The organism is Streptomyces sp. CRN 30, from assembly GCF_034105845.1.
Genome location: NZ_JAVRHI010000089.1, coordinates 12,850 through 31,747 on the forward strand (window position 1 = coordinate 12,850; position 18,898 = coordinate 31,747).

20 protein-coding genes and 5 tRNA genes are annotated in these 18,898 nt (G+C 71.3%); 7 read left to right on the forward strand and 18 right to left on the reverse strand.

The window, feature by feature from the left end; genetic code table 11:
- The first annotated feature begins 14 nt into the window (after positions 1–14).
- Complete coding sequence (rpmB, locus tag UW392_RS08285) at positions 15–200, forward strand: 50S ribosomal protein L28 (protein WP_003993230.1); 186 nt, start codon at positions 15–17, stop codon at positions 198–200.
- 103 nt (positions 201–303) lie between these two features.
- Here rpmB and thiD read toward each other — a convergent pair whose 3' ends face one another.
- Positions 304–1,101, reverse strand: a complete 798-nt coding sequence (thiD, locus tag UW392_RS08290) for a bifunctional hydroxymethylpyrimidine kinase/phosphomethylpyrimidine kinase (protein WP_320774229.1) — start codon at positions 1,099–1,101, stop codon at positions 304–306.
- Positions 1,098–2,066, reverse strand: coding sequence for a thiamine-phosphate kinase (locus UW392_RS08295; RefSeq protein WP_320774230.1), 969 nt, complete (start codon positions 2,064–2,066; stop codon positions 1,098–1,100). The genes thiD and UW392_RS08295 overlap by 4 nt, the downstream gene beginning before the upstream one ends.
- 181 nt (positions 2,067–2,247) lie before the next feature.
- Here UW392_RS08295 and UW392_RS08300 point away from each other — a divergent pair, with 181 nt between their 5' ends.
- Both UW392_RS08300 and UW392_RS08305 read left to right on the forward strand, forming a co-directional pair.
- Entirely contained in the window at positions 2,248–2,481 is a 234-nt protein-coding gene (locus tag UW392_RS08300; protein WP_320774231.1) for an Lrp/AsnC ligand binding domain-containing protein, read from the forward strand.
- Positions 2,482–2,501: 20 nt separating this feature from the next.
- The gene (locus tag UW392_RS08305; RefSeq protein WP_320774232.1) at positions 2,502–2,999 is read left to right on the forward strand and encodes a DUF3515 domain-containing protein; all 498 of its coding nucleotides are present in this window, start codon (positions 2,502–2,504) and stop codon (positions 2,997–2,999) included.
- A gap of 18 nt (positions 3,000–3,017) precedes the next feature.
- On the opposite strand, the gene UW392_RS08310 is transcribed toward UW392_RS08305, so the two are convergent.
- The 3 genes from UW392_RS08310 to UW392_RS08320 form a co-directional block, all read right to left on the reverse strand.
- Positions 3,018–4,175 carry a D-alanine--D-alanine ligase family protein gene (locus UW392_RS08310; protein WP_320774233.1) on the reverse strand — a complete coding sequence of 386 codons (1,158 nt, stop codon included), beginning with the start codon at positions 4,173–4,175 and terminating at the stop codon, positions 3,018–3,020.
- A gap of 92 nt (positions 4,176–4,267) precedes the next feature.
- On the reverse strand, positions 4,268–5,278 hold the full coding sequence (locus UW392_RS08315) for an NAD(P)H-dependent glycerol-3-phosphate dehydrogenase (RefSeq protein ID WP_320774234.1): 1,011 nt from the start codon (positions 5,276–5,278) through the stop codon (positions 4,268–4,270).
- Positions 5,275–6,051, reverse strand: coding sequence for a lysophospholipid acyltransferase family protein (locus UW392_RS08320; protein WP_320774235.1), 777 nt, complete (start codon positions 6,049–6,051; stop codon positions 5,275–5,277). The genes UW392_RS08315 and UW392_RS08320 overlap by 4 nt, the downstream gene beginning before the upstream one ends.
- Positions 6,052–6,206: 155 nt before the next feature.
- Here UW392_RS08320 and cofC point away from each other — a divergent pair, with 155 nt between their 5' ends.
- Both cofC and UW392_RS08330 read left to right on the forward strand, forming a co-directional pair.
- Positions 6,207–6,845: a 2-phospho-L-lactate guanylyltransferase gene (cofC, locus tag UW392_RS08325; protein ID WP_320774236.1), complete on the forward strand. Its 639-nt coding sequence runs from the start codon at positions 6,207–6,209 to the stop codon at positions 6,843–6,845.
- Between the two features lie 9 nt (positions 6,846–6,854).
- Positions 6,855–7,058 (forward strand): hypothetical protein, encoded by a 204-nt coding sequence (locus UW392_RS08330; protein WP_320774237.1) that lies wholly within the window; start codon positions 6,855–6,857, stop codon positions 7,056–7,058.
- A gap of 92 nt (positions 7,059–7,150) precedes the next feature.
- Here UW392_RS08330 and UW392_RS08335 read toward each other — a convergent pair whose 3' ends face one another.
- The 4 genes from UW392_RS08335 to leuC all read right to left on the reverse strand — a co-directional run bounded on the left by UW392_RS08335 (position 7,151) and on the right by leuC (position 10,493).
- Complete coding sequence (locus tag UW392_RS08335; protein WP_320774238.1) at positions 7,151–7,828, reverse strand: HU family DNA-binding protein; 678 nt, start codon at positions 7,826–7,828, stop codon at positions 7,151–7,153.
- Between the two features lie 136 nt (positions 7,829–7,964).
- Entirely contained in the window at positions 7,965–8,195 is a 231-nt protein-coding gene (locus tag UW392_RS08340; protein ID WP_320774239.1) for a hypothetical protein, read from the reverse strand.
- A 267-nt stretch (positions 8,196–8,462) separates the two neighbouring features.
- Complete coding sequence (leuD, locus tag UW392_RS08345; protein ID WP_320774240.1) at positions 8,463–9,056, reverse strand: 3-isopropylmalate dehydratase small subunit; 594 nt, start codon at positions 9,054–9,056, stop codon at positions 8,463–8,465.
- 6 nt (positions 9,057–9,062) lie between these two features.
- Positions 9,063–10,493, reverse strand: a complete 1,431-nt coding sequence (gene leuC / locus UW392_RS08350; protein WP_320774241.1) for a 3-isopropylmalate dehydratase large subunit — start codon at positions 10,491–10,493, stop codon at positions 9,063–9,065.
- A 195-nt stretch (positions 10,494–10,688) separates the two neighbouring features.
- Between leuC and ndgR the strand changes: the two genes are divergently transcribed.
- Positions 10,689–11,405, forward strand: coding sequence for an IclR family transcriptional regulator NdgR (gene ndgR / locus UW392_RS08355; RefSeq protein WP_320774242.1), 717 nt, complete (start codon positions 10,689–10,691; stop codon positions 11,403–11,405).
- 140 nt (positions 11,406–11,545) lie between these two features.
- Here the strand turns inward: ndgR and UW392_RS08360 are convergent.
- The 9 genes from UW392_RS08360 to UW392_RS08400 form a co-directional block, all read right to left on the reverse strand.
- A tRNA-Glu gene (locus tag UW392_RS08360) sits at positions 11,546–11,618 on the reverse strand.
- A gap of 43 nt (positions 11,619–11,661) precedes the next feature.
- Positions 11,662–11,733, reverse strand: a tRNA-Gln gene (locus UW392_RS08365).
- 19 nt (positions 11,734–11,752) lie between these two features.
- Positions 11,753–11,825: transfer RNA gene (locus tag UW392_RS08370), tRNA-Glu, on the reverse strand.
- Between the two features lie 62 nt (positions 11,826–11,887).
- Positions 11,888–11,960 (reverse strand) — tRNA-Glu (locus tag UW392_RS08375).
- A 54-nt stretch (positions 11,961–12,014) separates the two neighbouring features.
- A tRNA-Gln gene (locus tag UW392_RS08380) sits at positions 12,015–12,086 on the reverse strand.
- A gap of 93 nt (positions 12,087–12,179) precedes the next feature.
- A complete protein-coding gene (locus UW392_RS08385; RefSeq protein ID WP_320774243.1) occupies positions 12,180–12,914 on the reverse strand; it encodes an HAD family hydrolase in 735 nt (244 codons plus the stop codon).
- A 41-nt stretch (positions 12,915–12,955) separates the two neighbouring features.
- The gene (gene gltX, locus UW392_RS08390; RefSeq protein WP_320774244.1) at positions 12,956–14,440 is read right to left on the reverse strand and encodes a glutamate--tRNA ligase; all 1,485 of its coding nucleotides are present in this window, start codon (positions 14,438–14,440) and stop codon (positions 12,956–12,958) included.
- On the reverse strand, positions 14,433–15,218 hold the full coding sequence (locus UW392_RS08395) for a fumarylacetoacetate hydrolase family protein (protein ID WP_320774245.1): 786 nt from the start codon (positions 15,216–15,218) through the stop codon (positions 14,433–14,435). Before UW392_RS08395 ends, gltX begins: the two co-directional genes overlap by 8 nt.
- A 129-nt stretch (positions 15,219–15,347) precedes the next feature.
- Positions 15,348–15,545 carry a hypothetical protein gene (locus UW392_RS08400; protein WP_320774246.1) on the reverse strand — a complete coding sequence of 66 codons (198 nt, stop codon included), beginning with the start codon at positions 15,543–15,545 and terminating at the stop codon, positions 15,348–15,350.
- A gap of 607 nt (positions 15,546–16,152) precedes the next feature.
- Here UW392_RS08400 and UW392_RS08405 point away from each other — a divergent pair.
- On the forward strand, positions 16,153–18,898 hold a 2,746-nt coding region (locus UW392_RS08405; protein ID WP_320774247.1), incomplete at its 3' end, for a nitrate- and nitrite sensing domain-containing protein.

Below are 18,898 nucleotides of genomic sequence, written 5' to 3' on the forward strand. Positions count from 1 at the left end.
CTTTGGAGTGACCCGTGGCTGCCAACTGCGACGTCTGCGGCAAGGGGCCGGGCTTCGGCAACAACATCTCGCACTCGCACCGCCGTACGTCCCGCCGCTGGAACCCGAACATCCAGCGTGTGCGTACCGTGGTCGGCGGGACGCCGAAGCGCGTGAACGCTTGCACCTCGTGCATCAAGGCCGGCAAGGTCTCGCGCTGACGCTCAGCAACAGCGCGCGGCCACTGCTGGTTCGCTGCAGGAAGCCGGTCCACCTCACGGTGGGCCGGCTTTTTGCCGTACCCGCTCGGTCCGACGTACCCGCTCAGTCCCGCCGCAGCGCCCACCCGTGATCCACCGGCCCGATCCCCGCGCCCAGCGCGAATCCGGCCTCGATCGCCCCGGTGACGTACGTCTTCGCCGCCGTCACCGCCTCCGGCACCGGCAGCCCGTGCGCCAGGTGTGCGGCGATCGCCGACGCGAGCGTGCAGCCCGTGCCGTGCGTGTGCCGGTTGTCCAGGCGCGGAGCCCGCAGCCAGTGCTCCTCGGAGCCGTCGGTGAGCAGGTCGACGGCGTCCCCCGGCAGATGGCCGCCCTTGATCAGCGCCCAGCGCGGCCCGTAGGACAGCAGGGCCGCCGCGGCCCGGCGCATCCCGTCCTCCGACTCGACCCGGACCCCCGTGAGCTGCGCCACTTCGTCCAGGTTCGGGGTGGCGACCGTAGCCACCGGCAGCAGCTTCGTCCGTACGGAGTCCAGGGCGGAGGCGGCGAGCAGCGCGTCGCCGTGCTTGGAGACGCCCACCGGGTCGACCACGGCCGGTCCGTCCGTCCCGGCGATCAGCTCGGCGACCGCCTCGACCAGCGCGGCCGAGGCGAGCATGCCGGTCTTGACGGCCCGGACGCCGATGTCGTCGACGACGCTGCGGTACTGCGCGCGGACCGCGTCGACGGGCAGTTCCCAGGCGCCCTGGACACCCAGGGAGTTCTGCGCGGTCACCGCGGTGATCACGCTCATCCCGTGGGTGCCGAGCGCCAGCATCGTCTTCAGGTCGGCCTGGATGCCGGCGCCGCCGCCGGAGTCGGACCCGGCGACCGTGAGGACCCGGGGCGGTGCCGCGCTCATCCCTCGATCTCCCCGCCGAAGTGGTCCCAGCCGCCCGTACTGGTCCACGGCGCCCCGTCGACGGTGACCTGCGGCAGCGCCGAGGGGTGCAGCACCTCCCCGATGACCTTCCAGCGGGCGGGCAGCTTCACGTCCGGCGGGAACGTCGCCACGATCGCGTGGTCCTCTCCCCCGGTCAGCACCCACTGCAACGGGTCGACGCCGACGGCCTGGCCGATGTCGTTCATCTGGGAGGGGATGTCGATCCGGCCTGAGCCGATGTCGATGCGGACCTTGCTGGCCTCCGCGATGTGCCCGAGGTCGGCGATCAGTCCGTCGCTGACGTCGCACATCGCGGTGGCGCCGAGCCCGGCGGCGGCCGGCCCCGCGTGGTACGGGGGTTCCGGGCGCCGGTGCGCCTCCACGAACGCGCGCGGCGAGCGGAAGCCCCGGGAGAGCACCGCGAACCCGGCGGCGGACCAGCCGAGCCAGCCGGTCACCGCGACGAGGTCGCCCGGCCGGGCGCCCGCCCGGGTCACCGGCTCCTGGCCGCGCAGGTCGCCGAGCGCGGTGATCGAGACGGTGATGGTGTCGCCGCGGACCACGTCACCGCCGACGACCGCGGCACCCGCGACCTGACACTCGTCGCGCAGCCCGTCCATCAGCTCCGTCGGCCAGGTCACCGGCAGTTCGGCGGGGACCACCAGGCCGAGCAGGAGCGCGGTGGGCACCGCGCCCATGGCGGCGATGTCGGCGAGGTTCTGCGCCGCGGCCTTGCGGCCGACGTCGTAGGCGGTGGACCAGTCGCGGCGGAAGTGGCGGCCCTCCACGAGGACGTCGGTGGTGGCCACGACCCGGCGGTCGGGCGCGGCGACCACCGCGGCGTCGTCGCCGGGGCCGATCCGGACCGCCGGGGTGGTGGTGAGACGGGAGGTGAGCTCCCTGATGAGCCCGAACTCCCCGAGCTCACCAACAGTGCCCTTCATGGCCCTACTCCCCTTCCGTCCCGGTGCGTATCCGGTCGCGCGTCGTCTGTGTGTACCAGGGTGCCCGGGTCGTCCCGGCACGCGGACGCCGGGTCCCACGGGTCTCCCCGCGGCGACCGGCGACGCGATACCGTGGCGTTCCTTTCCCCCACATGATCCTCGTGGCCGCCCTGGAGGTTCCGTGGTACAGGCGTACATCCTGATCCAGACGGAGGTCGGCAAGGCGTCGGCCGTCGCCGAGACGATCAGCGAACTGCCGGGGGTGATCCAGGCGGAGGACGTGACGGGACCTTATGACGTCATCGTCCGCGCACAGGCCGACACCGTCGACGAGCTCGGCCGCATGGTGGTCGCCAAGGTCCAGCGAGTGGACGGCATCACCCGCACCCTGACCTGCCCGGTCGTCCATCTGTAGTCCCCGTCTACCCTGGGCCGGTGAACTCCTTCCGTCACCGGCTGCTCGGCCTGCCCCTGCTCGTCCTGCTGACCGCCGCGGGCTGCTCCGCGGCGGACGAGGGTCCCACGGCGGCGGTGCCCAGCCCGGACGCGAAGGTCGTGGCGGTGTGCGAGGACCTGGACGAGGCCATGCCGGCGAAGGTGGACGGCCTGGTCCGCAAGGATCCCCAGCCCTCCTCGAAGCTGACGGCGGGCTGGGGAAACCCGCTGATCATACTGCGCTGCGGTGTCGCTCAGCCGCCGAAGATGGTCGATCCGGAGGTGGCCGAGGGCCGGGACGCGGACGCGGTGGCCGGCGGGGTGAACGGCGTCGACTGGCTGATGGAGAAGCAGGACGACGGCGCGTACCGGTTCACCACCGCCAACCGGGAGGCGTACGTCGAGGTCACCGTCCCCGAGGGGCGGGACAGTTCCTCCGTACTGATCGATCTGGCCCCGGCCGTGAAGAAGGCGATCCCCGAAGGGATCGCCCTCTGAAGCCGTGGGACGGGTGGGTCAGCGCAGTCCCGTCGGCCGGTTCAGCGCCGCCGTCAGCAGCCGGTCCACCAGCTCCGGATAGCTCACCCCGCTCTTCTGCCACATCTGCGGGTACATCGAGATGGGCGTGAAGCCGGGCATGGTGTTGATCTCGTTGATCACGAACTCGCCGTCGTCGGTGAGGAAGAAGTCGGCGCGCACCAGCCCCTCGCAGGACGCCGCCTCGAACGCCTCGACCGCGAGCCGCCGCACCTCGGCGGTCTCCTCCGCGGTCAGCGGCGCCGGCACCAGGCCGGGCGTGGCGTCGATGTACTTCGCCTCGAAGTCGTAGTACGCGTGGGCGCTCGGCGGCGGGATCTCCGCGGGCACGGAGGCGCGCGGCCCGTCCTCGAACTCCAGCACGCCGCACTCGATCTCGCGGCCCGTGAGCGCGGCCTCCACCAGGATCTTGGGGTCGTGGCGCTGGGCCTCGGCGATCGCCTCGTCGAGTCCGGCCGGACCGTCGACCTTGGTGATGCCGATCGAGGAGCCGGCACGGGCCGGCTTCACGAAGAGCGGCCAGCCGTGCTCGCCGGCGAAGTCGACGATCTTCTTCCGGGCTGCCTGCTCGTCGCGCTGCCACTCGCGGGGCCGGATCACCACGTACGGGCCGACCTTGAGCCCGAAGGAGGTGAAGACCCGCTTCATGTACTCCTTGTCCTGGCCGACCGCCGAGGCGAGGACGCCCGCGCCGACGTAGGGCACCCCGGAGAGTTCGAGCAGCCCCTGGAGGGTGCCGTCCTCGCCGTACGGGCCGTGCAGGACGGGGAAGACGACGTCGACCTCGCCGAGCGCCTTGGGCACCGAGCCCGGTTCGCTGTAGACGACCTCGCGGTTGGCGGGGTCGACGGAGAGCACCACGGCGCCTTCGGCCGTCTCCGCGAGCTGGTCCACGCTGGGCGTGCGCCGCTCGGTGATCGCCATGCGTTCGGGTTCGTCGGCGGTCAGGGCCCAGCGGCCGTCGCCGGTGATGCCGATCGGCAGGACGTCGTACTTGGTCCGGTCGATGGCGGCGAGGACGGCGCCGGCGGTGACCACGGAGATCCCGTGTTCGGAGCTGCGCCCGCCGAACACGACGGCCACCCGCGGCTTGCGCGGCGGCTGCTCGGGGCTCTGGGGGAGGTTCTCGGTGCTCATATCGCGTTGAGAGTACCCGCACGGGTGACCCCGAGACAGCGTCCGCCCCGGGCAAACGGGGGAGCGTGGCGCGGCCGTGACCGGGCCGTGGCTCAGCGTCGCTCGGGCTTCGCGCTGCGCGACATCAGCTCCTTGACGGCGACCACCGGTGCCTTGCCCTCGTGCACGATCTCGAAGACCGTCTCGGTGATCGGCATCTCGACGCCGTGCCGCCGGGCCAGATCCAGCACCGACTCGCAGGACTTGACGCCCTCGGCGGTCTGCTTGGTGACCGCGATGGTCTCGTCCAGGGTCATGCCCTTGCCGAGGTTGGTGCCGAAGGTGTGGTTCCGGGAGAGCGGCGAGGAGCAGGTCGCCACCAGGTCGCCGAGGCCCGCGAGTCCGGAGAAGGTCAGCGGGTCGGCGCCGAGCGCCACCCCGAGCCGGGTGGTCTCGGCGAGGCCGCGGGTGATGAGGGAGCCCTTGGCGTTGTCGCCGAGCCCCATGCCGTCGGCGATGCCAACGGCCAGCCCGATGACGTTCTTCACCGCGCCGCCAAGTTCGCAGCCGATGACGTCGGTGTTGGTGTACGGGCGGAAGTACGGCGTGTGGCAGGCGGCCTGGAGCCGCTGGGCGACGGGCTCGTCGGGGCAGGCGACGACGGCGGCGGCCGGCATCCGCGCGGCGATCTCGCGGGCCAGGTTGGGCCCGGTGACCACGGCGATACGGTCGGCGCCCACCTTGGCGACGTCCTCGATCACCTCGCTCATCCGCATCGCGGAGCCGAGTTCGACGCCCTTCATCAGCGACACCAGGACGGTGCCCGGGGCGAGCAGCGGCGTCCAGTCGGCGAGGTTGGCGCGCAGCGTCTGCGAGGGGATCGCGAGGACGGTGAAGTCGGCGCCGGCCGCGGCCTCGGCGGGGTCGGCGGTGGCCCGGAGGTTGTCGGGCAGCTCGACGCCCGGCAGGTAGTCCGGGTTGGTGCGGGTGGAGTTGACGGCCTCGGCCAGCTCGGGGCGGCGCGCCCACAGGGTGACCTCGCACCCCGCGTCGGCGAGGATCATGCCGAACGCGGTCCCCCACGACCCGGTACCGAAGACGGCCGCCTTGACGGGCTTGCTCACGTGCCCTGCCCTTCTGCCTGTTTGCCTCGCGTCTGTGCCTGCGTCTGGGTGCGGCGCCGCTGCTCGATGCGCTCCCGGCGCGGGTCGTAGGGCACCTCGGGCGCCTTCTCGCCGCGGATCTCCTCCAGGTGGCGCGTGACGGCGGCCATGATGACCTCGGTGGCCTCCTTCAGCACCTCCGCGGTCATCTCCTTGCCGTAGAAGCGGGAGAGGTCGACGGGCGGGCCGGCGAGGACGCGGTGGGTCTTGCGGGGAAAGAGGTCGGGCTTCTTGGCGTACGGCGGCAGCAGCTCGTTGCAGCCCCACTGGGCGACCGGGATGACCGGGCACCTGGTCTGCAGGGCGACGCGGGCGGCACCGGTCTTGCCGGTCATGGGCCAGCCGTCGGGGTCGCGGGTGAGGGTGCCCTCGGGGTAGAAGGCGACGCACTCGCCGCGCTCCACGGCGTCGATCGCGGCCCGGAAGGCGCTGAGCGCGTCGGTGCTCTCCCGGTAGACGGGGATCTGTCCGGTGCCGCGCATCGCGGCGCCGACGAATCCCTTCCGGAAAAGCCCGCTCTTCGCGAGGAATCGCGGCACGCGGCCGGTGTTGTACTGGTAGTGCGCGTATCCGAGGGGATCGACGTGAGAATTGTGGTTCACGGCGGTGATGAATCCGCCCTCGGCCGGAATGTTTTCCATTCCCCGCCAGTCCCGCTTGATCAGAACCATCAGCGGCGGTTTGCAGATCACCGCGGCGAGGCGGTACCAGAAGCCGATTCTGCGGCGGGGCACGCGGACACCTTCCTCTTGGGCCTGGGCGGGGACGCGGGAGCCGCACAAGTGTCGCCCCAGGCCGCCGGTCTGTCGAGGACACCGTACGCCCCGCCGCTGCGGGGGTTACGGCCCCCGGGTGACAATGAGCGCGACAAGAGAGGGACGGATCGACCGTGCAATGGACCGTGGTCGTGCCCGTGAAGCCGTTGGCGCGGGCCAAGAGCAGGCTGTCGGACACGGCGGACGAGGCGGTGCGGCCGGACCTCGCGCTCGCGTTCGCCCTGGACACCGTGGCCGCGGCGCTGTCCTGTGCGGCGGTGGCGGATGTGGCAGTAGTCACGGACGATCCCCGGGCGGGTCGGGAGCTGGCCGCGCTGGGCGCGGCCATCGTCGCCGGTGAGCCGGGTGGTGGCCTGAACGCGGCGCTGACCCACGCGGCGACGGCCGTACGGGCGTCCCGTCCGGAAAGCCCCGTGGCGGCGCTGAACGCCGATCTCCCCGCACTCCGCCCGGCGGAATTGGCCCGGGTACTGAACGCGGCGGCGGAATTCCCGCGCTCTTTCCTGCCCGACGCGGCCGCGATCGGTACGACACTTCTCGCCGCCGCGCCCGGCCGTGCGCTGGGTCCGGCTTTCGGCGTGGACTCCCGCCGTGCGCACCGCGCGTCGGGGGCGGTGGAGCTGCGGCTCGACGCGGTGGATTCCGTACGGCAGGACGTGGACACCGGGGAGGACCTGCGGGCGGCGCTGGCGCTGGGGGCGGGGCCCCGGACGGCCGCGGCCGCGGCCCGGCTGCTGACCGCCGGGCAGTAGGCTGCCGTCATGCAGGCGACCGCTTACGAATACGACCCTGCCAGTCGCGGCGGGCAGGTGCTGCTGGACGACGGCACCCCGGTGCCCTTCGACGCGGCGGCCTTCGACGCGGGCGGTCTGCGACTGCTGCGGGCCGGTCAGCGGGTGCGGATCGAGACCGAGGGCACGGGCGCGGAGCTGCGGATCACGCTGGTGACGCTCCAGACGTTCTGACCTGCGGGACTTCCCGTCCCGGAACAGGCCGCGGGCCGGACTCCCGAGGGAGTCCGGCCCGGCGTGTGAGTGCCCCTGGCTGCCGTCGCCTGCTACTTCTTGCGGGCGGTGGCCTTCTTGGCGGTGGTCTTGCGGGCGGTCGACTTCTTGGCCGGCGCCTTCTTGGCGGTGGCCTTCTTCGCCGGCGCGGACGTCTTCTTCGCCGCGCCCGTGGTCTTCTTCGCCGTGGTGGCGGTCGACTTCTTCGCGGGGGCCTTCTTGGCCGTGGTCGCGGCGGACTTCTTCGCCGCCGCCGCGGTGGTGGCCTTCTTCGCCGCCGCGGACGTCTTCTTCGCCGCGCCCGTGGCCTTCTTGGCGGCGGTGGCCTTCTTGGTGGCGCCCGTGGTCTTCTTCGCGGCGGCCTTCTTGCCGGCGGACTTGGCGATGGTGGGCGGCGGGCCGGACAGGCTGCCCTTGGGCGCCTTCTTGACCGCGATGTCGTTCTTCGGGAGCTTCTTCGAACCGCTCACCAGGTCCTTGAAGCCCTGACCGGCACGGAAGCGCGGCACGGAGGTCTTCTTGACCCGAACCCGCTCGCCCGTCTGGGGGTTACGGGCGTAGCGCGCCGGACGGTCGACCTTCTCGAAGGAACCGAAGCCCGTGACCGAGACCCGGTCACCGCCGACCACCGCGCGGACGATGGCGTCCAGGACCGCGTCGACGGCGTCGGCGGCCTGCTGCCGCCCGCCCATCTTGTCGGCAATCGCTTCTACGAGCTGCGCCTTGTTCACGTCTTCCCCTTCGGAGACCTCGCCAGAACGAGAATGTTCAAGCTTTTTCGCACGTTAGGCAGATATATACCGCAAATCAAACACGAAACGGGCTAATCACCCTTGTGCCGCAACGGACTCGGTTGTCCCGGCCTGTTCAGCGCCGCTCGTCGGGATACCGACCTTCGTCGAGATCCTCGGTGAACCGCTCCAGACGCCTTGCCGCACCGGCGGGATCGTGTTTGGCCGCGGCCGTAATGACCAGCAGCTTCCGGGTCAGCGCCATCCGTACGCCCTCCGGGACTTGCAGTGCGCGCACGGTTGTGTGCGCTTCCTTGAGCCGGGACGCGACCGCCGCATAGAGCTGGAGTTGGCCGTCGTGTTCCATGCACAGATTGTGCCATCTGGGGCGAGTTGTCGCCTGCGCAGGGGGCAACTGCCGCCCCGGACGGCTCCTCGGAACCATGTCCTCCGCGCGGCACCACAGCTGATCTACCCAGCCAATCACCGCTCTAACGTGGGAAGTTGCCGCCTCCTTCGCCGCCTCGGCACTCGTTCACGGCCCGGACACAGCAGTACCCCCGATCGGTCCGATCGGGGGTACTGCGGGTGTGTTGGGGTGGCCGAAACTCGACCCCCCGCGAGGGGTGCGGGGTCAGACCGGGAGGGTCCGCGGCTTGTAGGACGGCCGCTTCGCCTCGTAGGCGGCGATGTCCTCCTCGTTCCGGAGGGTGATCGAGATGTCGTCCAGGCCGTTCAGCAGCCGCCAGCGGGAGTTCTCGTCCAGCTCGAAGGAGGCGGTGATGCCCTCGGCGCGCACCTCGCGGGCCGTGAGGTCGACAGTGATCTCGGCCTGCGGGTCCTTCTCGACCAGCTCCCACAGGGCGTCCACGGTCTTCTGCTCCAGCACCACCGTGAGCAGGCCGTTCTTCAGCGAGTTGCCGCGGAAGATGTCGGCGAAGCGGGCGGAGATCACGGTCTTGAAACCGTAGTTCTGCAGCGCCCACACCGCGTGCTCACGGGAGGAGCCGGTGCCGAAGTCGGGGCCGGCCACCAGCACGGTGGCGCCCTGCCGCTCGGGTTGGTTGAGGACGAACTCCGGGTCCTTGCGCCAGGCCTCGAACAGCCCGTCCTCGAACCCGTCCCGCGTCACCTTCTTGAGCCAGTGGGCGGGGATGATCTGGTCGGTGTCGACGTTGCTGCGGCGCAGCGGGACGGCCCGGCCGGTGTGCGCGGTGAATGCTTCCATGGCTGATCAGACTCCAGCGGGCGTGAGGGCGTCGGCGGCGGACAGGTCGGCCGGGGAGGCGAGGTACCCCGTGACGGCCGTCGCGGCGGCGACCTGCGGGGAGACCAGGTGGGTGCGCCCGCCCTTGCCCTGCCGGCCCTCGAAGTTGCGGTTGGACGTGGAGGCGGAGCGCTCGCCGGGGGCCAGCTGGTCGGGGTTCATGCCCAGACACATCGAGCAGCCCGCGTACCGCCATTCGGCCCCGGCCTCCTTGAAGACCACGTCCAGGCCCTCGGAGACGGCCTGGAGGCCGACCCGCGCGGAGCCCGGCACGACCAGCATCCGTACGTCGTCGGCGACTTTGCGGCCCTTGACGATCTCGGCGACGGCGCGCAGGTCCTCGATGCGGCCGTTGGTGCAGGAGCCGACGAAGACGGTGTCCACCTTGATGGAGCGCAGCGACTGACCGGCTTCCAGTCCCATGTACTCGAGTGCCTTTTCCGCGGCGAGGCGCTCGGAGGCGTCCTCGTACGAGGCGGGGTCGGGGACGGCCGCCGAAAGCGGGGCACCCTGGCCCGGGTTGGTGCCCCAGGTGACGAACGGCGACAGCTCGGCGGCGTCGATGACCACCTCGGCGTCGAACTCGGCGTCGTCGTCCGTGCGCAGCGTCTTCCAGTACTCCACCGCCGCGTCCCAGTCGGCGCCCTCGGGGGCGTGCGGGCGCCCCTGGAGGTAGGCGAAGGTGGTCTCGTCGGGGGCGATCATGCCCGCGCGGGCGCCGGCCTCGATCGACATGTTGCAGATGGTCATGCGGGCCTCCATCGAGAGCTTCTCGATGGCCTCGCCGCGGTACTCCAGGATGTAGCCCTGGCCGCCGCCGGTGCCGATCCGCGCGATGATCGCGAGGATGAGGTCCTTGGCGGTGACGCCGTCGGGCAGCTCGCCGTCGACCGTGATCGCCATGGTCTTCGGGCGGGCCATCGGCAGCGTCTGGGTGGCCAGCACGTGCTCGACCTGCGAGGTGCCGATGCCGAAGGCCAGCGCGCCGAAGGCGCCGTGGGTGGAGGTGTGCGAGTCGCCGCAGACCACGGTGGTGCCGGGCTGGGTCAGGCCGAGCTGCGGGCCGACGACGTGCACGACGCCCTGCTCGACGTCGCCGAGCGGGTGCAGGCGGACGCCGAACTCCGCGGCGTTCTTGCGCAGCGTCTCCAGCTGGACCCGGGAGACCGGGTCGGCGATGGGCTTGTCGATGTCGAGCGTCGGGGTGTTGTGGTCCTCGGTCGCGATGGTCAGGTCGAGCCGCCGCACCTTACGGCCGCTCTTGCGGAGGCCGTCGAAGGCCTGTGGGCTGGTCACCTCGTGCAGCAGGTGCAGATCGATGAAGAGGAGGTCGGGCTCGCCCTCGGCGCGCCGGACGACGTGGTCGTCCCAGACCTTCTCCGCGAGTGTCCTACCCATCGCTTTCCCTCCGGCCGGCGACGGCTCGCCGGCCCAACTAGAGATCTTGTGGAGGCGGCGCCCGCGCCCCTGTTTCCGGGCAACCACCACCAGGCCCTTACGTCACGGGCCGTTGTGACTTCGTGCCATCCAGAGTGGCGCGTTCCACGGGAAATTGAACTTGCGTTTCACAGAGTGAGACGGGAGTATCGTTGCATGGACAACAGTAGCGGCGTCGGCGTTCTGGACAAGGCGGCTCTTGTGCTGGGCGCCCTGGAGTCCGGCCCGGCCACCCTCGCGGGGTTGGTCGGTGCGACCGGACTGGCACGACCCACGGCCCACCGCCTGGCCGTGGCTCTGGAGCACCACCGCATGGTGGCGCGGGACATGCAGGGCCGTTTCATTCTCGGCCCGCGCCTGGCCGAACTGGCCGCGGCGGCCGGCGAGGACCGGCTGCTCGCCACGGCGGGCCCGGTGCTCACCCACCTCCGCGACGTGACCGGCGAGAGCGCCCAGCTCTACCGCCGCCAGGGCGACATGCGGATCTGCGTCGCCGCGGCGGAGCGCCTGTCCGGTCTGCGGGACACGGTCCCGGTGGGCTCCACGCTCACGATGAAGGCGGGCTCGTCCGCGCAGATCCTGATGGCCTGGGAGGAACCGGAGCGCCTGCACCGCGGCCTCCAGGGCGCCCGTTTCACGGCGACGGCCCTGTCGGGCGTACGGCGCCGGGGCTGGGCCCAGTCCATCGGTGAGCGGGAGCCCGGTGTCGCCTCGGTCTCGGCTCCGGTGCGCGGCCCCTCCAACCGTGTGGTGGCCGCGGTCTCCGTCTCCGGCCCCATCGAGCGCCTGTCCCGCCACCCGGGCCGGATGCACGCCCAGGCCATCATCGACGCGGCGGCCCGCCTCTCCGAGGCCCTGCGCCGCACCAGCTGACGTACGCCCGCGGGGCCGGCCTCAACGCCGCGGCAGGCCCTGGGCGAAGTGCCCCGCAAGGGGCGCACGGGATACAGAAAAAGCCCCTCACCTCGGTGTTTCCACCGAAACGAGAGGCTTTCCCTGACGTATCCCTTACGTACCCCCGACCGGATTCGAACCGGCGCTACCGCCTTGAGAGGGCGGCGTGCTAGGCCGCTACACAACGGGGGCGAGGATCATGCACGCGTCTGACATACAACGCCGCAGATCCGAGCTGGTCTACCAGGACTCGAACCTAGACTAACTGAACCAGAATCAGTCGTGCTGCCAATTACACCATAGACCAATGTGGTTTAGACCAGTCGTACCCCCGACCGGATTCGAACCGGCGCTACCGCCTTGAGAGGGCGGCGTGCTAGGCCGCTACACAACGGGGGCCCTAGCGATCCTGCGTCGATGACAGCGGGATCTACCCTGACTGCCTTCGCGGGAAGGATCTGTACCCCCGACCGGATTCGAACCGGCGCTACTGCCTTGAGAGGGCAGCGTGCTAGGCCGCTACACAACGGGGGCTTCGCGGAATGAATCCGCTGTGCAGATGCCGTGTTCGATCACTGCATCTGCGAGCTGGCCTACCTGGACTCGAACCAAGACTAAGTGAACCAGAATCACTCGTGCTGCCAATTACACCATAGGCCACTGGAACGCAAGCCCCGTGCCGGGGATCTTGTTCTAGCTCGCGCTTCCGGTTCCCGGCCTTTCGGCCCGCTCCCCGGCGGCGCAGAAAGAACATTACCCGAAGGTGGACGGGGCTCCAAAACGAGTATGTCCGCCGAGGACCGAGGGGAGTTCCGCGAGGGACGCGATGCGGCGCGGACCGGCCGGCGGGTCGACGGTCGCGTACGCCCCGCCGCGGTCGATCCACACCGAGAGCAGCCCCGCGTCGGCGGCGCCGCGGCCGTCGATCTCGGGGTGGTCGCCGACGTACGCGACCTGGTGCGGGTCGAGGGAGAGGGCCTCGCAGGCGGCCAGGAAGGCACCGGCGCTGGGCTTGGCGACGCCCAGTTCGGCGGCGCAGAGGATGGCCTCGAAGCGGCCGTGGACGCCGAGGACGCGCAGCTTGCGGTCCTGGACGGTGAGGCTGGAGTTGGAGAGGACCGCGTGCCGGTGGCTGGTGGCCAGGGCGTCGAGGACGGGGACGACGTCCGGGAAGAGGGACCAGGCGGCCTCGTAGTGCGCGAGGTAGCGGTCGAACCAGTCGTCGGCCTCGGTGTCCGTCAGCCGCGGCCGGTCCAGGAAGACGCGGGTGCGGTCGCGGCGCTGGGTGGCGTAGTCGACCTCGCCGGCCGCGAAGCGGCTCCACTGCGCGTCGGTGACCTGCCGCCAGAGGGCCAGCGCCTCCTCCGCACTCCCGTACCGGCCGAGCAGTTCCTCGGCCAGGAGGTGGGCGCGCATCCCCTCGCGGTCGGCGGTGGTGTAGTCGAAGAGGGTGTCGTCGACGTCCCAGACCACGGCTTTGATCGTCATGGTCCCGACGGTACCGCCGGGACCACGACCGGGACATGGGCTCAGGCGGTCAGCCGGGCCAGCGCGGCGTCGATCCGGGCCAGCGCCTTCTCCTTGCCCAGGACCTCCAGGGACTCGAAGAGCGGCAGGCCGACCGTGCGGCCGGTGACGGCGACGCGGACCGGGGCCTGGGCCTTGCCGAGCTTGAGGCCGTGGGCCTCGCCGGCGGCCAGGACGGCGTCCTTCAGGGCGTCCGGGGACGTCCAGTCGGCCGCCTGGAGCTTCTGCCGCGCGGTGGTGAGGAGCGCGTCCGAGCCCTCCTTCATCGCCTTGGTCCAGGACGCCTCGTCGAAGACCGGCTCCGGCAGGAAGAGGAAGTCGACGTTGTCGGTGATCTCGGAGAGGACCTTCAGGCGGGTCTGCGCGTGCGGCGCGATCGCCTGCCACTTGGTCTCGTCGAAGTCCTCGGGCGCCCAGGGCGCGACCGGGGCCCTGAGCCAGGGGCGGCAGCGCTCGGCGAAGTCCTTCGCCTCCAGCATGCGGATGTGGTCGCCGTTGATCGCCTCGCACTTCTTCAGGTCGAAGCGGGCCGGGTTGGGGTTGACGTCGGAGAGGTCGAACGCCGCGATCAGCTCGTCGGTCGTGAAGATGTCCCGGTCGGCCGAGAGGGACCAGCCGAGCAGGGAGAGGTAGTTGAGCAGGCCCTCGGGGAGGAAGCCGCGCTCGCGGTACAGGTTGAGGCTGGCCTGCGGGTCGCGCTTGGAGAGCTTCTTGTTGCCCTCGCCCATCACGTACGGCAGGTGGCCGAAGGCGGGGATCTCCTTGGCGACGCCCAGCTCGGTCAGCGCCCGGTAGAGGGCGATCTGCCGGGGGGTGGAGGAGAGCAGGTCCTCGCCGCGCAGGACGTGGGTGATCTCCATCGCCGCGTCGTCGACCGGGTTGACCAGCGTGTACAGCGGAGCGCCGTTGGCGCGGACGATGCCGTAGTCCGGGACGTTCTCCGGCTGGTAGGTGATCTCGCCGCGGACCAGGTCGGTGAAGGTGATCGCCTCGTCGGGCATCCGGAAACGGACGATGGGCGCGCGGCCCTCCGCCTCGTACGCGGCGACCTGCCCGGCGCTCAGCTCGCGGCAGTGGCCGTCGTAGCCGGAGGGCTTGCCGGCGGCGCGGGCGGCCTCGCGGCGGGCGTCCAGCTCCTCCGTGGAGCAGTAGCAGCGGTAGGCGTGGCCGGCGTCGAGGAGCTTGTCCGCGACGTCCTTGTAGAGGTCCATGCGCTGCGACTGGCGGTACGGGGCGTGCGGGCCGCCGACCTCGGGGCCCTCGTCCCAGTCGAAGCCGAGCCAGCGCATGGAGTCCAGGAGCTGCTCGTAGGACTCCTCGGAGTCGCGGGCCGCGTCGGTGTCCTCGATGCGGAAGACCAGCGTGCCCTGGTGGTGCCGGGCGAACGCCCAGTTGAACAGGGCGGTGCGGACCAGGCCCACGTGGGGGTTACCGGTGGGCGAGGGACAGAAACGGACGCGTACGGGGGACGACGCTGCGCTAGCCACGCTTGACAACCTTGTTGGTGAGAGTGCCGATGCCTTCGATGGTGACGGCGACCTCGTCGCCGACGTTCAGGGGGCCGACCCCGGCCGGGGTGCCGGTGAGGATCACGTCGCCGGGGAGCAGGGTCATCGCCTCGGAGACGTTGACGACCAGGTCCTCGATGGAGTGGATCATCTCGCTGGTGCGGCCGAGCTGGCGCTGCTGTCCGTTGACGGTGAGCTGGACCGTGAGGTCGCCGGCGCGGGCGAGGTCGAGGTCCGTCTCCACCCAGGGGCCGAGCGGGCAGGAGGTGTCGAAGCCCTTGGCGCGGGCCCACTGCTTCTCACGGCGCTGCACGTCGCGGGCGGTGACGTCGTTGGCGCAGGTGTAGCCGAGGATCACGTCGGCGACGCGCTCGCGCGGGACCTCGCGGCACAGGCGGCCGATGACGACGGCCAGCTCGGCCTCGTGGTGCACCTCCTGCGAGAAGGAGGGGTACTGGATCTCGTCGCCGGAGCCGATGACCGAGGTGGACGGCTTGAAGAAGGCGAACGGCGCCTCGGGCACCTCGTTGCCCAGTTCCCGGGCGTGCTCGGCGTAGTTGCGGCCGAAGGCGACGACCTTGTTGGGGAGCACCGGCGGCAGCAGCCGGACCTTGCTCAGCGGGACCTTCGTGCCGGAGAGCTCGAAGTCCGCGAACGGGATGCCCTTGATGATGTCGAGGACGAGCTGGTCCGGCTGGTCGCCCTCGACCGCGCCGAAGGCGACGTTCCCGTCGATGGAGAACCTGGCGATGCGCACGGGTTGCTTGGCCCCTTGACTGAAAGCTGCTGGATTCTGACGCTCCAGGCTAACGCGGCGGGGGCCACGGGCGGCTCCGCGGCGGCGACGCGGACGCTGTCACTCTCGCGGCGGCGGCGCCGGGTGCCGTTACTCCGCGGCGGTGGCGGCGGTGGCCGCGGCCGGCAGCTCCATGAGGACGGTGCGCCGCGGGTTGGCGGTCTGGGCGGGGAGCTCGACGGGGTGCTCCGGCCGCTCCGGCGCCTGCAGTTCGCCGGCGTCCTTGAGGTGCACCAGCGTGGTGCGGCGCGGATTGGCGATCCGGTGGAACATCATCGTCGTCTTCACGGTTGGTAGTGCCTTGTCCTGTCCGGGCGCCGGGGAAGGTCCCCGAAGGGGCCTCGCGGGGGCGCGGGTTGTCGGTTCTGTCTTGTCTGTAAAGCGCCAGGCTAAACACGCCATTCCCCACCCCGGAGGCGGAGGACTCATGATCTCCGTGTGAGTTTGCTCACTCGGCAAGGGGCAAAGCGGTCAAAGCAGGCCCACCCCTGGGTGCCACGAAAGGGGACATTGCACCCTTGAACCCACCATTCCGCTCCTGATCATGGCGACTGGGACACCCGTCACGGACCGCTGACTCGTGGCCATACGTCCGATTTGCCGACGGTCACTTTCTACACGCGGTGATCCGTCCCTCACGTGCTGTGACACCGGTCGCGGGGTGGCCCATGGCCCTTGTTGGAGATCCTGCACTGTGCTGGAATCTCACGGACCGCCGCAGGATCGAGCCGGCACACAGGGGGCGCAGCGAAGCGCCGCGTGGCGGTAAGAGGGGGAGCCGGCGCCGGTTACTCACGACCACCACGGGGGCGTTTTTCAGGGGCGCCCCTTCGACGCCGACACCGTGCCTCTCCGTTCACGCGGAGGGGCGCCTGGTCCAGAGGTTGCGACGCTAGTGCAGGGACGTTTCAAGAGGGATGGCAGCGCTTCGGCGGAGCCGGAGACGCAGGGTGGGACTGGCCCCATGACAGGCAACTCCTCCGCCCAGCACGCCCAGAACCCGGGCACGGCCCCGGGTGGCCCGGCCGCGTCCGGCCCCGGTGGCGAGCGCGCCAAGCGCAAGGGCCCGTCGGCCGCCCCTGCCGCGGAGAGCGCGGCCCCGTCGGTGAAGCCGCCGAAGGGCCCGTCCGGTCCGGGCTCCCGAATAGCCCTGCGCAACTGGCGGATCTCCACCCGTCTGGTGTCCCTGCTGGCTCTGCCGGTGGTCGCGGCCACCTCGCTGGGCGCGCTGCGCATCAACCAGTCGATGGACGACATCCAGCAGCTCGACAACATGAAGCTGCTGACGGAGATGACCGCGCGGGCCACCGAGCTGGCCGCCGCGCTCCAGGAGGAGCGCGACCAGTCCGCGGGGCCGCTGGCGCACAACTCGACCTCCAGCGCGACCGCCGTGAAGGGCGACCGGGAGAAGACCGACCAGGCGCTGGCCAACTTCCTCGACGGCTCCGAGGCCATCGACGCGGCCAGCAAGGACGGCAACCTCCAGGGTGTCCGCGACACCGTCGTCGGCCTCGCGAGCGACCTGAACGAGCTCAGCAAGATCCGCAACTCCGCCTACCAGTCGGAGGGCAACTCGACGCAGACGGTCGACGCGTACCACCGTCTGATCACCCACCTCCTGGACCTCTCCCAGGACATGGCCGAGGCGACCAGCAACCCCGACATGATCCAGCGCACCCGCGCGCTGTCGGCGTTCTCGTCCGCCAAGGAGTACGCGTCGGTGCAGCGCGCGGTCATCGCCGCGGCGCTCCCCGCGAGCAACACCACCTCCGGTGACCTCTCCGAGAACGACCGCCTCTACGCCGAGGCCGCGCAGCAGAGTCAACGCTCTGACCTGCGCAGCTTCGCCAGCATCTACGGCGGCGACTCCGACACGCTCCTCCAGCCCATCGAAGAGGGCAACGCGACGATCGAGGCGGCGGACAAGTACGCCAGCCGCGTCCTCGCCAACGAGGACGCGATCAAGGAGATGGAGAAGCAGTCCTACCGGGACTGGCTGGACGACAGCTCCACCAAGATCCAGCAGATGACGAAGATCGAGACCACGCTCCTGGAGGAGATGGAGCAGAAGGCGCGCCAGCTGCGTGCCGAGTCGGAGCGCGAGGCGATCCTCTCCGGTGCGCTGATCCTCGTCGTGCTCGGTGTCTCCCTGGTCGGCGCGTTCGTCGTCGCCCGGTCCATGATCCGCTCGCTGCGCCGCCTTGAGGAGACCGCCACCAAGGTCGCCTCGGACCGCCTGCCCGAGCTGGTCAAGCAGCTCTCCGAGTCCGACCCGCAGGACGTGGACACCTCCGTTGAGTCGGTCGGTGTGCACTCCCGGGACGAGATCGGCAAGGTGGCCGCGGCCTTCGACGACGTGCACCGCGAGGCGGTCCGCCTCGCCGCCGAGCAGGCCCTGCTGCGGGGCAACGTCAACGCGATGTTCACCAACCTCTCGCGCCGCTCCCAGGGCCTCATCCAGCGCCAGCTGTCGCTCATCTCCGAACTGGAGTCCCGCGAGGCCGACCCGGACCAGCTCTCCTCGCTGTTCAAGCTCGACCACCTCGCGACGCGCATGCGCCGTAACGGTGAGAACCTCCTCGTCCTCGCCGGTGAGGAGCCGGGCCGCCGGTGGACCCGGCCGGTCCCGCTGGTCGACGTGCTCCGCGCCGCCGCCTCCGAGGTGGAGCAGTACGAGCGCATCGAGCTGGCCTCCGTGCCGACCACCGAGGTCGCCGGCCGGGTCGTCAACGACCTCGTGCACCTCCTCGCCGAGCTGCTGGAGAACGCCACGTCGTTCTCCTCGCCGCAGACCAAGGTCAAGGTCACCGGTCACGCGCTGCCCGACGGCCGCGTCCTGATCGAGATCCACGACACGGGTATCGGCCTCTCCCCCGAGGACCTCGCGGCGATCAACGAGCGGCTCGCCTCGCCGCCCACCGTGGACGTCTCCGTCTCCCGCCGCATGGGCCTCTTCGTGGTCGGCCGTCTGTCGCAGCGGCACGGCATCCGCATCCAGCTCCGCCCGTCCGACTCCGGCGGTACGACCGCGCTGGTCATGCTGCCCGTCGACGTCGCCCAGGGCGGCAAGAAGCCGCAGGGCAAGCCCGGTCAGCCCGGTGCCGGCGGTCCCGCCGCCGCGCAGGCGGCGGCCGGTGCCGCGGCGGCCCGGCGCAACGGCGGTCAGAACGGCGGCGCCCTCGGCGGCGGTGCCCCCGGTGGCGGCGCGCTCGGCGCGGGTGCTCCGGGCGGCGGCCGGCTGGCCGCGGGCCAGGGTCCGCGGGCCGCGCTGCCCGGCCGGGACGGCGGCCGTCCGGGCGGACCGGGCGCGCCCGGTGGCCAGGCCGGTCCCGGTGGACCGGGTGCCCCCGGCGGTGCGCGCGGGCCCCAGGCGCCGCAGCAGCAGCCGCAGTCCCCGCAGAACCGTCCGGCCCCGGCCGGCGCGGGTGCCGGCCAGGCGCCGGGTGCCCCGCAGGGTCTGCAGGCCGCGGGTCTCAACGCGCCGCAGGGCCAGAATCAGAACCAGGGCCAGGACGTCTTCGGCGGCGGCCGCGGTACGGTCCCGCCGCAGCGCGGCCAGCGCAAGGAAGGCAACGGCGAGCGGGGCCGTCGGCCGCAGCTGCCCCCGCGGGGCGGCCCGCGTGCCGAGCTGCCCGGCGGCG